We start from the raw sequence: 13,602 nt of genomic DNA on the forward strand, positions 1-13,602 counted from the left end.
AGCACGACGCACCCGCCTTTGTCGGGCGGGTGCGTCGTGCCGCATGGATAAAGCACAGCTTACGGCGCAGTTGCGGGCGCGGGTTCGGCGGCTGGCGCAGGCTCCCCGGTGACGGGGGTGGTTGCGGCGCAGGTCGCGGTCAGCTCGTTGTAGCGGGCAACAACCCAATTCGGCGCATCGGTTGGCACCGCCGAGTCGATGTCACCCTGAAACGACGCGAAAATCTTCGCAGAGCGCGAATTGTCCACCTGCGGCACGGTGTTTGCGGCGACGGCGCGATCATATACCATGAAGGCGATGGCAACCAGAACCACGCCGCGCACCACGCCGAACAAAAATCCCAAGCCCTGATCAAGTCCGCCCAGAACCGAGCGTTGCACGACCGATGAAAACAACGGGGTGAACAGCGCCGCGACAATCAGGCCCACGGCAAACACGGCGGCGAAGCCTGCGATCAAGGAAAGTTCGCAGTTTTCAAGAAATTTACCGACAGCGGGGATCTCTTTGACCAAGGGCTGCGCTTGGGCTGCGAACATATAGGCCAGCACGGCAGCGCCGACCCAGCCGACAATCGCCATAACCTCGCGCACGAAGCCGCGCGAATAGGCAAGCACCGCAGATAGCACGATGATGCCAGCAACGCCCGCATCAACAATGGTAAAACCTTCCATCTTCCGCTCCTTAAGGCTTAGCCCGCCCCAAATATTTCACCTACGAAAGCGGTGAGATCCGGCATCTGCCGCACGTTCATGCCCTCGACCTGCCCAAGCTTTGACCCTTTGGGCGCGATTGCCTGTGAGAAACCAAGTTTTGCGGCTTCTTTCAACCTGTTTTCGGTCTGACTGACCGGACGGAGGGCCCCTGAAAGGCTGATTTCTCCGAATAACACTGTTTCCGGGGGCACAGCGATGTCTTCGCGGGCGGAAATCAGGGCGGCTGCCACGGCAAGGTCGGCGGCGGGTTCGGTGACGCGCATGCCGCCTGCGACGTTGAGGAACACATCAAGCCCTGCGAAAGGGATGCCGCAGCGGGCTTCCAGCACGGCAAGAATTGTTGAGAGCCTGCCTGAGTCGAGGCCGACGACAGTGCGCCGTGGGGTGCCAAGCGGCGAGGGGGCCACGAGGGCCTGAATTTCGGTCAAGACCGGTCTGGTGCCTTCAATGCCCGCGAAAACCGCAGAGCCGGGAGAGGGCTGGCCGCGTTCCGACAAGAATAGCGCCGAGGGGTTAAGCACTTGTTGCAGCCCGTCGCCTGTCATCTCGAACACGCCAATTTCATCTGCGGGGCCGAAGCGGTTTTTCACAGCGCGCAGGATGCGGAACTGGTGGCCACGCTCGCCCTCAAAATACAGCACAGTGTCAACCATATGTTCGACGACGCGCGGGCCTGCGATCTGCCCATCTTTGGTGACATGGCCAACAAGGATCACCGCGACACCGCGACGTTTGGCGAAAGTGACAAGTTCATGTGCGGCGGCGCGGACTTGGCTTACGGAACCGGGGGCGGAATCGACTGTATCGAGCCACATGGTCTGGATAGAGTCGATGATCGCAAGGCCGGGGCGTTCGGTATCCAAAGTGGTCAAGATGTCGCGCAGGTTGGTTTCTGCGCCCAAGGCGACCGGGGATTCGGTCAGCCCAAGGCGTTGCGCGCGCATCTGCACTTGGGCAGTGGCTTCTTCGCCCGAGATATACAGGCATTTGACGCCGTGCCGCGAAAACGATGCGGCGGCTTGCAAAAGCAGGGTGGATTTGCCGATGCCGGGATCGCCGCCGACAAGGATAGCGGATGCTGGCACAAGGCCGCCGCCCAGCACACGGTCCAATTCTTCAATGCCGGACGAGGCGCGGGGCGGGGCCTCACCCACCGTGGCAAGGTCGGTCAAATGGATGGCGCGGCCTTTGCTGCCCAAGGCTTTCGGGCCTGCGGACAGCGGCGCTTCCTCAATCAGGGTGTTCCAGCCGCCGCAGCCTTCGCATTTGCCGATCCATTTGCGATGGGATGCGCCGCAGGTGGTGCAGGTGAAACTGGGAGAATTTTTGCTCATGGCGTTAGATGCCCGGAAATCGGGGGCGGCTCAAGATGTTTCCGTTTTGTGCGCGATGAAGATGGACGCGGCAATGCAGGCGGTGAACAGATAAAGCCCCCAAGCGGTTTCAATCGTGACATAGCCCGCCCCCTTGGCGATGACGATGTAAAGCGCCAGCAAGAACACCTCGGCCATGGCGAGTTTGCCCAAAATTTGCAGCGTGGGCAGGGTTTTGGGGGAAAGCAGGCCAAAGTGGATCAGGGCAAGGCCAAGGATTTTGGCGAAGGGCGCGAAGATTGCCAAAAAGGTCACCAGCAGGGCCAAGCCGGGGTCGGTGCCCCACAAAGATTGCAGGCCGGTGATGACAGATATTTCATCCATGCCAAAGATTGGCAGCAGCGCCGCGCGGAGCAGTGGCGCGAACCATGCAATCGGCAGCAGGACCAGCAGGGCGAGATTGGCGTATTTCATCGTGCTGTGCTGCGGGATTGTCACTGTTTCGTCAAGCCGCGCTGCGATCAGGGAGTTGCCGCATCCAGCCCTTTCCCGGGTTTTGGCAACGACACCACATTGGCGTCTTTGTATTCATCTTTGTGATCTTCCAGATCAAAGTCATAACCCAAAGTCGGCAGAATTTCCTTCAAATCAGCCTCAAGGCGTTTCATCTGGATCTGGGCGAGGTTTTCTTCGGCTTGGACATCGCCCATCCAGCGGCGCAGCTCGTCACAGGTGCGGCGCGCGATGGCGAGGCGGTCGGTCAGATTTTGCACCTCTTCCTGCCGCTGGCGCAAGAAATCCTTGGCCCGGGCGACTTTTAGATCGGAGTAGACGCGGGCCAGATCGCGGGTCTCAATGCTCATTTGGGCGGCGAGTTGCAGCAGTTCGGGCTCAAGATGCTGGAAATCGGGATGCTGACGCAGATGCTCCATCCGTGCGCGCATGGACTCGAATTCGCCCGACAAGGCGAACACCCCGGCGCGATCGGCAGCATGGGCGTGGGCATAGGCTTGCGCCACATCGGCCATGCCAACCGCAAAGCTGCGATGGCTGCGTTCCAGCTGGGCCATGCGGATGTTTGAGGGCAGAAAGAACGTCATCAGGACCAGCAACAGGGTCAGGCCGATCTGCAGCCACATGCCGGCGTTGGGCACAGCTTGGCCGCCAAAGAACAATGCAATCTGAGGCCATGGGATCAGACCAAGGGAGGCTGCCAGCGTCGCAACACTTAACCCCAGCGCCACAATGACGATCAGCCCCTGCGCCCCGGTTTGCACAGCTGCGCGCGCAGCTTGCATTGTTTCGCGCCAGTTCACCGACATGATTTATCCCCGCACCATCGACACAACCCAAGCCTATCCCCGCTGGCTTTGCCTATACCTTTCCAATCGCAGCGATTTTTGCAAATATTTTCCTTACCGCAAAGGGCGTTAGCGATCAAACCGGCACCTACAGCCGGGGTTGTTTCTGCTTAAGAAACAGTGCTGCAACCCTTGCGGGAAACCGCATGGCTCAGGCGCTGAACGCGGTATAAGCCAGCGCCGCGACCAGCAGGGCTGCCGAGAGAATCACCGACAGATGTGCCCAGCGAGGGTGCAGCCCGGAACGCCATGCCTCGCGCAGCCAATCCTGCAGCACGTAGCCAAAGCTGAACAAAGTCATCGAGCGGTTCATACCAAGAACATCGGCCTCGGTCGGATGCCAGGGCGCCAGCATCCATAGCGTGAGCGCGATACTGGTGATGATCTGCACCCAAGCCAAAATCCGGTCATCCGAGCGGGCGCGCAGACTGGCGATCCCTGCCACGGCAATACACGCGGGCAGCAGGGCTGCAGCAAGGCTGGGCAGCGGTCGCGCCAAAAGCGCGATCAGGTCACTGCCAAGGCTGAGCAGCGGTGTCATCTGACGGATTCAATCGGGCCTTCGGCGCGGCCATGGATGAATTGCTGCAAATACGGATCGTCAGCCTGATCCATCTCGGAAACCGGGCCAGTCCAGCGGATCAGCCCATCATGCAGCATCGCCACACGGTCAGCGATGGCGCGGACTGACGACATGTCATGCGTGATCGTCATGGCTGTGGCCCCCATTTCGGTGACGATCTCGCGGATCAGGGCGTTGATCACGCCGGACATGATCGGATCAAGGCCAGTGGTCGGTTCGTCAAAGAAAATGATCTCGGGTTCTGCAGCAATCGCGCGGGCAAGGCCCACACGCTTTTGCATGCCACCGGAAAGTTCACCCGGAAACTGGTCGGCGGTTTCGGGCTTTAACCCCACGCGCCGCAGCTTTTCGATGGCGATGGCGCGGGCTTCATCCTTTGGACGCTTGGTCGCGCCGCGCATCAGGCGAAAGGCGACATTCTCCCAGACGCGCAGGCTGTCGAACAAAGCGCCACCTTGGAACAGCATGCCAAAGCGGGCCAGAAACGCATCGCGGTTGGCCTCGCGCACATCCGAGCCATCCAAGGTGATGCGCCCGGAATCCGGGGTGACTAGGCCAAGAATCGACTTTAGCAGCACCGATTTTCCGGTGCCAGAGCCGCCGATCACCACCATGCTTTGCCCGCGCGGGATGGTCAGATTGACGCCACGCAGGACGCGGTTCTTGCCGAAGGTCTTTGCGACGTTTGAAAGCTCTATCATTGTCCGAACATCACCGAGGTCAGCACGAAATTCGCCGCAAGGATCAGGATGGATGCGGTCGCCACGGCGTTTTTGGTGGCGGACCCCACGCCCTGCGCGCCCCGACCCGAGTTCATACCGTAATAGCAGCCGATCAGCGTGGCGATGAAACCGAATACCGCCCCTTTGATCAGCGATGACACGACATCGGCGGTTTGCAGGAAATCGACGGTGTTCTTGATATAGCTGGCGCGGTTGAAGCCAAGTTGTTCGGTCGAAACCAGAAAGCCGCCCATGATCCCGATGATGTCGCCGACACCAACCAGTAACGGCACTGTCAGAAACCCCGCCAGCACGCGCGGAACGGTGAGGTATTTCATTGGGTTGGTGGAGAGCGTGGTCAAAGCGTCGATTTGTTCGGTGACTTTCATCGTGGCGATCTCGGCAGCGATGGAAGATGTGACGCGGGCGGCGATCATCAGGCCAACCAGCACCGGGCCAAGTTCGCGCACCATGCCAATGGCGACGATTTGCGGCACCACGGCCTCGGCAGAAAAGCGTTGGCCGCCGGCGTAGATTTGCAGCGCCAAAGCGCCGCCAGTGAAGATCGCAGTCAGCCCCACCACCGGCAGCGACAGCCAGCCGACCGACAGCAAGGCGCTGAAAAATTCGCGCCCATAAAAAGGTGGGCGGATGATATGCCACAGCGTCACAGCTGCATAAATGGCGACCCGCCCCACCGCCGCCAATCCGGCAAAGCAGGCACGGCCAAGGCTGGCAAGCGCGGTTTCGGGCAAAGCAAGCAGGCTCACGCAGTGCCCTCGTAATAGCGGCGGATGTAGCGCGGGCTCAGTCCAGTCAGAATTTCATAGCCGATAGTGCCCGCAATATCCGCCAGTTCGTCCACGGTTTGATTAGGGCCGATAATGTCAAGATAGCGCGGCACCTGCGCCAGATGGCTGATATCAACGGTGATCAGATCCATCGAAACGCGGCCAATCAGCGGGCAGGGCGTGTCGCCATCCCAGAGCACAGCTGCGTTGGACAGTGTACGAGGCAGACCGTCGGCATACCCCGCCGAAACCGTCGCCACGGTGCTGGGCGCATCGGCAATCCATGTGCTGGAATAGCCCACCGCTTCGCCCGCGGCGACTTGACGCGTCTGGATCACCGGCAGCGACAGGGTGACGGCGGGGCGTGCAGCCTCATACGGGCGGCCCCCGAACAGGCCAACGCCGGGGCGGGTCAGATCGAAGTGGTATTTCGGACCCAAAAGGATACCGCCAGTTGCGGCCAAGCTGCGCGGCACGCCGGTGCCATTGGTCATCGCAAGGAAGGTGGCAAGCTGGGTTTCATTCAGGCCGTGGTCGGGATCATCGGCGCAAGCCAGATGCGACATCAGCAGCTCTGGGCCAGCCTCCAGCACAAAGGGGGCAATCGCTTCCCATTCGGGTTCTTCCATGCCAAGCCGGTTCATGCCCGTATCAAGCTGCACACCGAAGGCATGGCCGGGCAGCGATTCGAGATGGCGGGTGACCTGATCAAGGCTGTTCAGCATTGGTGTGAGGTCAAGATCGCCGATCATATCGGTGTCGCCGCCCATATGGCCCGACAGGATGCAGATTTGCGGGCCAGGGCCGAGGACTTGCCGCAGGGTTGCGCCTTCTTCGGCGACGGCGACGAAGAACCGCCGCGCCCCTGCTTGCGCCAGCGCGCGCGCGACGCGGGTGATGCCAAGCCCGTATGCATCTGCTTTGACCACCGCAGCGGTCTGCACCCCCGAAGCGGAGGCTTTATCCAAAGCGCGCCAGTTGGCGGCGATGGCGTCGAGGTCGATGGAGAGAGTTGCTGTTGCCATATTGCGGTTTTGACAGGGCCGCGCGCGGGGTCAAGGGGGAATTCTTCGCTCGGCATGAACTAGGGCGATCTTGGGTGGCATCGAGCCACCACGCGATCGCTGCTGCCGCGGACCTTTCCGTGGGGGGTGATGGTTTTTGGGGGCGGGGGAGCCTCCGGCGGGAGTATTTTGAAAAGAGCAATTGGGTAGGGGTTTTTGAGTGCGGTTGAGGCGAGTGGGGCCAGCGATGACGATCAGCGCTTTCGCTTTCTGGCCCAGAGTGTTGCCTGTCCAGAGTCTCGCTGACCCGGAATGGTTTGGCCGGCCCGATTTGCTGCGCCAGTCTGCGGCGCGCTTAGAAGCCGACGTCGTCGCGAGGGCCGGAGCCTTGCCATTGTTGCGCGAGGTTGCCAAAGCGGGTGAAGCGGCCCTCGAACGACAGTTCTACCGATCCGATGGGCCCGTGGCGCTGTTTGCCGATGATGACTTCGGCCTTGCCACGCACTTGTTCCATCACCACTTGCCACTGGGCAATTTTTTCCAACTCGTGGTCGCCGGGCTTTTCGCGTTCTTTGTAATACTCATCGCGGTAGACGAACATCACCACATCCGCGTCTTGCTCGATCGAGCCGGATTCGCGCAGATCGGACAGTTGCGGGCGTTTGTCTTCGCGGCTTTCCACCTGACGTGACAGCTGGCTGAGCGCGATTACCGGGATGTTGAGTTCTTTGGCGATCGCCTTCAGGCCTTGGGTGATCTCCGATACTTCCTGCACACGGTTGTCGCCTTTCCCGGTGCCTTTCAAGAGTTGGAGATAGTCGATGATCAAAACATCAAGCCCATGCGTACGCTTCAGCCTGCGGGCGCGGGCGGCGACTTGGCTGATCGGCAGCGCGGGGGTGTCGTCGATATAAAGCGGGCAGGATTCCAAGGATTTAGCTGCCTCCACGAATTTGCGGAATTCAAATTCCTGCATGTCGCCACGGCGGATTTGTTCAGAAGGGACTTCTGATGCCTCAGAAAGAATACGCGCGGCGAGTTGCTCCGAGCTCATCTCAAGGCTGAAGAATCCGACGACGCCGCCTTCAACCGCGCCTTCGTGGCCGTCATGGGTGCGGCCGCGTTTGTAGGCTTTGGCGATGTTGAAGGCGATGTTGGTGGCGAGTGAGGTCTTACCCATTGAGGGTCGCCCGGCGAGGATCAGAAGGTCAGAGGCGTGCAGGCCGCCGAGTTTTTTATCGAGATCAATCAGGCCGGTCGAGATGCCGGCAAGACCACCACCGCGCTGATAGGCGGCGTTGGCGACGTTGACGGCTTCGGTCACGGCTTTCAGGAAGGACTGAAACCCGCGCTCGGCCACACCTTGTTCGCCGAGCTTATAGAGGCGCTGTTCGGCCTCGATGATCTGATCTTTCGGCTCTGAATCAATCTCGACCTTGGCGGCTTTAGCGGTCAGATCGCGGCCCAGCGACATGAGCTCGCGGCGCACAGCAAGGTCATAGATCATCTGCGCGTAATCGCGGGCTGCATAGGACGAGATCGCGGCCCCGGCGAGACGAACGAGATAGGACGGGCCGCCCAATTCTTTCAAACCGTCATCATCCTCGAAATAGATTTTCAGGGTGACGGGCGAGACGAGAGCGTTTTTCTGAATACGCGCGGCGGCGCGTTCAAAGATGCGTTGGTGGACCGGGTCGAAGAAATGCTCTGGCTTCACCAAGGATGCGATGCGGTCATAGACATCATTATTGGTCAGGATCGCACCAAGCAGCTGCTGCTCGGCCTCGATATTATGCGGCAACGCCTCGGTTTCGAGGGCTGCGGCGGACACGGCGGGCGGCATCGGGCGAAGGGTGGCGAGTTCGTTCATGGTCTTCCCTAAGGCGGTCGTGCGTGTGACGTTGCTGGTGTGCTTGCGCTGATTGGATTGGTGGCGCAAGGCAGGAATAAGGCTGTGGAAAAGCGCGGGATTTTGCTGTGTGTTGCCATATGTCTTGATCAAACCCTACCACATTTGGGCAGGGTTTGGAGATTTTCCACAAACTACGGCTTCCTCGCTCGATTCGGGCAAAAACTTGCCCACAGGCCATCCACAGGTCGGTGAAGTGCCTTCGCGTTAGATTTCTGTGGATTACTTCGGTGCGCGGGCGGCTTGCCAAGCGCGCGGATCGTTCAGGAAGCTTTCCACCTCGGTCAGGGTTTTGGCATCAAAACTGCCTTGGGCGCGGGCTTCGGCCAGCACGTCCCACCAAGTGCACAAATGATGCAAGGCGACGCCGTGATCGGCAAGACGCTGGGTGGTTTCGGGAAAAATGCCGTAGTAGAAAATCACCGCCGTATGGGCGCAAGAGGCACCGGTTTCGCGGATCGCATCGACGAAGGACAGTTTGGATCCGCCATCGGTGGTCAGATCCTCGACCAGCAGCACGCGCTGGCCGGGTGTCATTTCGCCCTCAATCCTGGCATTGCGGCCGTAACCCTTAGGTTTTTTGCGCACATAGGTCATCGGCAGCGCCAAACGTTCAGCCACCCAAGCGCCAAAGGGGATGCCTGCGGTCTCGCCACCTGCGATATTGTCAAACGCTTCAAAGCCTGCGTCGCGCATGACGGTGATGGTCAGGAAATCCATCAATGTGGCGCGGATGCGCGGGTAAGAGATCAGCTTGCGGCAGTCGATATAGGTCGGGCTGGGCAGGCCGCTGGCCAAGGTAAACGGGGTTTCGGCGTTGAAATGCACCGCCTTGATTTCCAGCAGCGCGCGTGCGGTGAGGCGGGCGATTTCTTCTTTCGGTGGAAAGCTGGTCGGGATCATGACGGTTCCTTTTTGGGCTTTCAGACTGGCATAAATATCCCGACGGAGCGGGCAGGGGCAGGCGACAAGAGCCTCCGGCGGGGATATTTAGACCAATGTGAAATTCAGACTGGTGTGAAATGCGGCGGACTTAGGCTTCGACATGCCAATGCACAGGGAAGCCTGGGTTGAAGACGGTAACGGGGCCTGCTTCGGTGAGGATTTTCTCGGGGAAGCTTTGCGGTTGTTCGTGTTTGACAAGAGTGATGTGGCCCTCGTTCACCGGCAGACGGTAAAAGGCGGGACCGTTCAGCGCGGCGAAGGATTCCAGATTATGCAGCGCCGCCTCTTCCTCGAAAACATGCGCAAGCAGCGGCATGGTGTTGGTGGCGGTGAAGCAACCGGCGCAGCCGCAGGCGTGTTCTTTCAGCGCATCGACATGCGGGGCGGAATCGGTGCCCAAGAGGAAGCGCGCCTCGCCCGAGGTGGCGGCGGCACGCAAGGCAAGCCGGTGTTTTTCGCGTTTGGCGACGGGCAGACAGTAATAGTGCGGCTTGATGCCACCGGCGAGGATATGGTTGCGGTTGATAATCAGGTGATGGGTGGTGATGGTGGCCGCCAGATTATCACCACCGCTGCGGGCATAGGCCACGCCTTCTTCGGTGGTGATATGCTCCATCACCACGCGCAAGGATGGGATTCGGCGGCGCAACGGATCAAGGATCGTGTCGATAAACACTGCCTCGCGGTCGAAAATATCCACTGATGGGTCAGTGACTTCGCCGTGCAGGCACAAAGGCAGGCCGATTTCGGCCATTTTTTCCAGCACAGCTTGCACTTTGCTGAAGTCGGCGACGCCGGAGTGCGAGTTGGTGGTGGCCCCTGCCGGATAAAGTTTCACCGCTTTCACCAAACCCGATGCGGCGGCGGCGGCCACGTCGGCGGGATCGGTGGCCTCGGTCAGATACAGCGTCATCAGCGGCTGGAAGGCCGAGCCAGTTGGCAAGGCTGCCATGATGCGGTCGCGGTAGGCCTGCGCCTGTGCACCCGTCACTACGGGCGGCACCAGATTGGGCATGATCAGGGCGCGGGCGAAATGTCGTGCGGTTTCGGGCAGAACGCCCTTTAGCATCGCGCCATCGCGCAGGTGCAAATGCCAGTCATCGGGGCGGCGAAGCGTGAGGCTGTGTGTCATAGCGATGCAGATAGCGCAGCTTGACGCGATTCTCTAGGGGGCGTGGCGCAGGGATGCGACACTTGATCTTAGCTTTTCGCGGCTATCCCTTGGGCGCAGGCTGCCAAGGCGAGAATACCCTTGCTGCGGCGCAGCATTAAGCGCCATGTAGCCGCAAAGGGTTAAGGAAACCGCGATGAAGCTGATGACTCCGTTTGATTTTATGGCCCCAGCACTGGAGGCGAGCCAGATCATGGTGGAATCGCAGCTGGTGATTGGGTTGCGTCTGGCGGGTATGGCCGGATTTTGGCCTATGTCTGCCGCCGAGCAAGACCGCATGATGACGGAAAAGCTAAGCGCTGGAATGGATTCGGCGCAGGCTGCGTTGCGGATTGGTATGGCGGGCGGTACCATTTCTGACATGGTGATGGCAGCGATGAAGCCGGTGCGCGCCAAAACCAGTGCCAATGCCAAGCGGTTGCAGCGTAAGGTGGCGCAGGGCTAGGTTTGCGGCCTGCAGGTCGGAATAGGGGACATGATGGGTTTTTATCGGGCGGCTTATGTGATTTCGCTGATGGCGTGGCCGGCCACCGCGCAAGATGTCGATTGCGGCACTGCGGAAAGCCAGATGGAGCTGACCTATTGCGCCGAGCAGGATTGGATGGCGGCGGATGCTGAGCTGAACACTGCCTATGCCGCGGCGCGCAAGCAGATGCAGGGCATTGATGACGATCTTGAGGCATCGCAGCGCGGCGCTGCAGAGTATCTGCGCGATGGTCAGCGGGCTTGGGTGACGTTCCGCGATGCAACTTGCGCAGCCGAGGGCTATGCGATGCATGGCGGATCGGCCGAGCCTATGGTGATCTACGGATGCCGCGCGCGATTGACCGAACAGCGTGTGGCCGACCTGAAAGCGATGGCCGAGGAATACTAGCGCCTGCGCGGTCCAGCTTTAAGCCTCGGTTGTCTCTGGTGTCGCCAGTTTTTCCTTCAGCTTTGCCAAGCGCCGGGCAAAATTGCGCGAATTGAGTCGGCTGGTGACAGAGCGGCAGATCATCAGCGCATGTTGATCGCGTCGCGCACCTTCTGCCTTTGCAAGCAGGCTGTTCAGGTAGGGGCCGTAGTTGCGCCGCACCCGCCATAGTTTTGCAAAGCTTTCCGCCGAAAGATTGCCCGCCATCGCGAGATCAACCATTTTTGGCAAGATGCTGGTGGCACTGAGCGCCGATTCCACACTGTCCCCGATATATCGGGTGGAAATTCTGGTGATATAGGGTGCGCGGAACAGGGCTGCATGCATCGCTTCGGTGGCAATGGTTGGATCGTGGATCAACACTGCCTGCGCCGCACCTTCCAGCATGTCAGGCGCATAGCCATAGCGCGAGGTGAAATCCAACCGCCGCGCCGCACGATCGCGGTTGTCCCAACGGCTTTGCGCCGGATCAAGCGTTGCGCGTGGGTTGAGCGCCAGCACTTGCGCGCCGGGCGCCGTCACCGCAAAGGCGCAGGCCGCATAACCGCCCATGCCCGCGCCGTAAAACAGCACCTGATCGAAATCTTCGAAGAAAGCATCGTCAACCTGACGGTCAAAGAAGCCATACACCGCCGGATCGCGGAACCAGGTGTCGCCATCCGAAATAATGCTCAGCACCGACCAGCCATGCGCCTTTGCCAGACTGTCTGCCAAAGGCATCTGGCCGGGGCGTGCCAGCACCGAGGCGATGGTTTCAAAACTGACCAGAAGGGTAGTGCTTTCATCGGCAAAATAGGCCCAATGCTTGTCACCGACGCTGTGGAAATAACCTGCCTCTTCGGTAGCCTGCTCCATCTGCTGTTCCCAGATTTCATAGGGGTCGCTTGCATCATCATCCAGCATGATGCCAGCCGACAAATGATCCTGCGGCTGCTGCGTGGTCTGCGGCAGCTGAGTGGTTTCGGCAAGATCGGTCATCATGATATCCAGTCAACGCTTTACGGGAGCACAAAACTCTGGCGCTATAATCTGCTTTTTGCGCCATTCGGGCAAGCAAAACTCGGGGCTGAAAGGCATCGCGCTTGGGAACAGTTTCTAAAGACTGTTTCAAATGTCATGGTTTTTTGCTGGTTGTGGCGTAGCGAAGAAGGTGACGTGCACGCTCTGGTTGAAGTGTATGCGAAGCTGGCGTCATCAGCAGGCGACCAAACAGGGCCCGCCACGGCTCGGCTTGCATCAGCTCGGCAAAGCGCGCCTGCCGCCATGCGACGGCTTTGTAATGCAACGGGCCAAGGACGGGATCGGCCAAAAGCTCGGCCCGCAGGGTGGCGGAATTCAGGCTGTGGATCGAGCGATCCTCAACCTCGTTGAAGTTGCGCTCTACCCAATAGCTCATGTCAAAGGCTGAAGCGTCACGGTTGGCGCGGCCGCGATCGGCTTTGACAAGATAGTTTTGCATTGACCCCAAAGCATAATGGTTCAACTGCACCAATTTGTAATTGTCGCGGCTGTAATCCGAGAAAATCCGACCTTGCGGCGTATCCGGCAATGCCCTGCCAGAGCCATCAAACCAGCGTGCTTGGCCCGCGCGCGCGGGGTCAGGGCTGCGCGGACGGTGCACGCCAAGTTTGCGGTATGTGCCGTCATTGCGAAACAGAGTCTTGATCAACTGCGCCCGCCATGGCCAAGCGAAACTGGCTTCCGCGGCTTTGGTGAAGGTTTCGGTGATCGGTTGATCGGCAATCTCGATCACACCTGCATTGCCAAACATCCGCCACGTCAACGCAATCGCGGTGGCATCGGGCAGGGCGGTCAGCAAGGCGTTAAGGCTGCGGTCGCCAACATGGATGTTGACGAATTCGTCAATATCGCAAACCAGCACCCAATCGGATTGTGCGATCAGCGGGTGTTTGTCGGCAACCTTCAACATCGCCCATTGCGGCCCCTCGGGGTGGGGACCGGGGTTGCGCATGTGGGTCAGCCAGCCTAGCGCCGCCAACCGATCCAGCATCAAATCGGTGCCATCGCTGCAATCATTGGAATAAACCAGAAAATCGCTGAAGCCACAGGCGCGGTGATGCGCGAGCCATTCCAGCAGGAAGGCCGCTTCGTTTTTCACTCCGATAAGGGCGGTGGCGCGCATGGGGCTTCCGGGATTTGGGCGGGAAGCTCGAAGC

At 59.9% G+C, this 13,602-nt stretch carries 15 protein-coding genes; 2 read left to right on the forward strand and 13 right to left on the reverse strand.

Going from position 1 to position 13,602, the window contains the following annotated elements:
• Window positions 1-59: 59 nt before the first annotated feature.
• The 11 genes from QQJ98_RS11085 to pyrC form a co-directional block, all read right to left on the reverse strand.
• Window positions 60-671 carry a CvpA family protein gene (locus tag QQJ98_RS11085; RefSeq protein WP_284325392.1) on the reverse strand — a complete coding sequence of 204 codons (612 nt, stop codon included), beginning with the start codon at window positions 669-671 and terminating at the stop codon, window positions 60-62.
• A 17-nt stretch (window positions 672-688) separates the two neighbouring features.
• Window positions 689-2,047: a DNA repair protein RadA gene (gene radA / locus QQJ98_RS11090; RefSeq protein ID WP_284325393.1), complete on the reverse strand. Its 1,359-nt coding sequence runs from the start codon at window positions 2,045-2,047 to the stop codon at window positions 689-691.
• Between the two features lie 30 nt (window positions 2,048-2,077).
• Window positions 2,078-2,500 carry a paraquat-inducible protein A gene (locus QQJ98_RS11095; RefSeq protein ID WP_284325394.1) on the reverse strand — a complete coding sequence of 141 codons (423 nt, stop codon included), beginning with the start codon at window positions 2,498-2,500 and terminating at the stop codon, window positions 2,078-2,080.
• Between the two features lie 47 nt (window positions 2,501-2,547).
• The gene (locus tag QQJ98_RS11100; RefSeq protein ID WP_284325395.1) at window positions 2,548-3,348 is read right to left on the reverse strand and encodes a DNA repair protein; all 801 of its coding nucleotides are present in this window, start codon (window positions 3,346-3,348) and stop codon (window positions 2,548-2,550) included.
• 190 nt (window positions 3,349-3,538) lie between these two features.
• A complete protein-coding gene (locus QQJ98_RS11105; RefSeq protein ID WP_284325396.1) occupies window positions 3,539-3,928 on the reverse strand; it encodes a hypothetical protein in 390 nt (129 codons plus the stop codon).
• Window positions 3,925-4,671 carry an ABC transporter ATP-binding protein gene (locus QQJ98_RS11110; RefSeq protein ID WP_284325397.1) on the reverse strand — a complete coding sequence of 249 codons (747 nt, stop codon included), beginning with the start codon at window positions 4,669-4,671 and terminating at the stop codon, window positions 3,925-3,927. Before QQJ98_RS11110 ends, QQJ98_RS11105 begins: the two co-directional genes overlap by 4 nt.
• Window positions 4,668-5,462, reverse strand: a complete 795-nt coding sequence (locus QQJ98_RS11115; protein ID WP_431307807.1) for an MlaE family ABC transporter permease — start codon at window positions 5,460-5,462, stop codon at window positions 4,668-4,670. Before QQJ98_RS11115 ends, QQJ98_RS11110 begins: the two co-directional genes overlap by 4 nt.
• A complete protein-coding gene (gene alr / locus QQJ98_RS11120) occupies window positions 5,459-6,508 on the reverse strand; it encodes an alanine racemase (RefSeq protein ID WP_284325398.1) in 1,050 nt (349 codons plus the stop codon). Before alr ends, QQJ98_RS11115 begins: the two co-directional genes overlap by 4 nt.
• Window positions 6,509-6,842: 334 nt before the next feature.
• The gene (locus QQJ98_RS11125) at window positions 6,843-8,357 is read right to left on the reverse strand and encodes a replicative DNA helicase (protein WP_431307808.1); all 1,515 of its coding nucleotides are present in this window, start codon (window positions 8,355-8,357) and stop codon (window positions 6,843-6,845) included.
• Window positions 8,358-8,618: 261 nt separating this feature from the next.
• Window positions 8,619-9,299: an orotate phosphoribosyltransferase gene (locus tag QQJ98_RS11130; protein WP_284325399.1), complete on the reverse strand. Its 681-nt coding sequence runs from the start codon at window positions 9,297-9,299 to the stop codon at window positions 8,619-8,621.
• A gap of 130 nt (window positions 9,300-9,429) precedes the next feature.
• Complete coding sequence (pyrC, locus tag QQJ98_RS11135) at window positions 9,430-10,473, reverse strand: dihydroorotase (protein WP_284325400.1); 1,044 nt, start codon at window positions 10,471-10,473, stop codon at window positions 9,430-9,432.
• Between the two features lie 175 nt (window positions 10,474-10,648).
• On the opposite strand from pyrC, the gene QQJ98_RS11140 reads away from it, so the two are divergent.
• Together QQJ98_RS11140 and QQJ98_RS11145 are read left to right on the forward strand one after the other, a co-directional pair.
• A complete protein-coding gene (locus QQJ98_RS11140; RefSeq protein WP_284325401.1) occupies window positions 10,649-10,957 on the forward strand; it encodes an antibiotic ABC transporter in 309 nt (102 codons plus the stop codon).
• A gap of 30 nt (window positions 10,958-10,987) precedes the next feature.
• Window positions 10,988-11,386 carry a lysozyme inhibitor LprI family protein gene (locus tag QQJ98_RS11145; protein ID WP_284325402.1) on the forward strand — a complete coding sequence of 133 codons (399 nt, stop codon included), beginning with the start codon at window positions 10,988-10,990 and terminating at the stop codon, window positions 11,384-11,386.
• Between the two features lie 18 nt (window positions 11,387-11,404).
• Here the strand turns inward: QQJ98_RS11145 and QQJ98_RS11150 are convergent, their stop codons facing one another.
• The gene (locus QQJ98_RS11150) at window positions 11,405-12,403 is read right to left on the reverse strand and encodes a uroporphyrinogen decarboxylase/cobalamine-independent methonine synthase family protein (RefSeq protein ID WP_284325403.1); all 999 of its coding nucleotides are present in this window, start codon (window positions 12,401-12,403) and stop codon (window positions 11,405-11,407) included.
• Window positions 12,404-12,539: 136 nt separating this feature from the next.
• Window positions 12,540-13,568, reverse strand: a complete 1,029-nt coding sequence (locus QQJ98_RS11155; protein ID WP_284325404.1) for a glycosyltransferase family 2 protein — start codon at window positions 13,566-13,568, stop codon at window positions 12,540-12,542.
• Between the last annotated feature and the right edge of the window lie 34 nt (window positions 13,569-13,602).

Source organism: Cypionkella aquatica (assembly GCF_030161095.1).
Taxonomy (GTDB): Bacteria; Pseudomonadota; Alphaproteobacteria; order Rhodobacterales; family Rhodobacteraceae; genus Cypionkella; species Cypionkella aquatica.

Coding starts and splice junctions, on each gene's coding strand:
- pyrC (WP_284325400.1), bottom strand. CDS start 10,473: ATGACACACAGCCTCACGCTTCGCCGCCCCGATGACTGGCATTTGCAC.
- radA (WP_284325393.1), bottom strand. CDS start 2,047: ATGAGCAAAAATTCTCCCAGTTTCACCTGCACCACCTGCGGCGCATCC.
- QQJ98_RS11150 (WP_284325403.1), bottom strand. CDS start 12,403: ATGACCGATCTTGCCGAAACCACTCAGCTGCCGCAGACCACGCAGCAG.
- QQJ98_RS11105 (WP_284325396.1), bottom strand. CDS start 3,928: ATGACACCGCTGCTCAGCCTTGGCAGTGACCTGATCGCGCTTTTGGCG.
- QQJ98_RS11110 (WP_284325397.1), bottom strand. CDS start 4,671: ATGATAGAGCTTTCAAACGTCGCAAAGACCTTCGGCAAGAACCGCGTC.
- QQJ98_RS11125 (WP_431307808.1), bottom strand. CDS start 8,357: ATGAACGAACTCGCCACCCTTCGCCCGATGCCGCCCGCCGTGTCCGCC.
- QQJ98_RS11085 (WP_284325392.1), bottom strand. CDS start 671: ATGGAAGGTTTTACCATTGTTGATGCGGGCGTTGCTGGCATCATCGTG.
- QQJ98_RS11130 (WP_284325399.1), bottom strand. CDS start 9,299: ATGATCCCGACCAGCTTTCCACCGAAAGAAGAAATCGCCCGCCTCACC.
- QQJ98_RS11155 (WP_284325404.1), bottom strand. CDS start 13,568: ATGCGCGCCACCGCCCTTATCGGAGTGAAAAACGAAGCGGCCTTCCTG.
- QQJ98_RS11140 (WP_284325401.1), top strand. CDS start 10,649: ATGAAGCTGATGACTCCGTTTGATTTTATGGCCCCAGCACTGGAGGCG.
- alr (WP_284325398.1), bottom strand. CDS start 6,508: ATGGCAACAGCAACTCTCTCCATCGACCTCGACGCCATCGCCGCCAAC.
- QQJ98_RS11100 (WP_284325395.1), bottom strand. CDS start 3,348: ATGTCGGTGAACTGGCGCGAAACAATGCAAGCTGCGCGCGCAGCTGTG.
- QQJ98_RS11095 (WP_284325394.1), bottom strand. CDS start 2,500: ATGAAATACGCCAATCTCGCCCTGCTGGTCCTGCTGCCGATTGCATGG.
- QQJ98_RS11145 (WP_284325402.1), top strand. CDS start 10,988: ATGATGGGTTTTTATCGGGCGGCTTATGTGATTTCGCTGATGGCGTGG.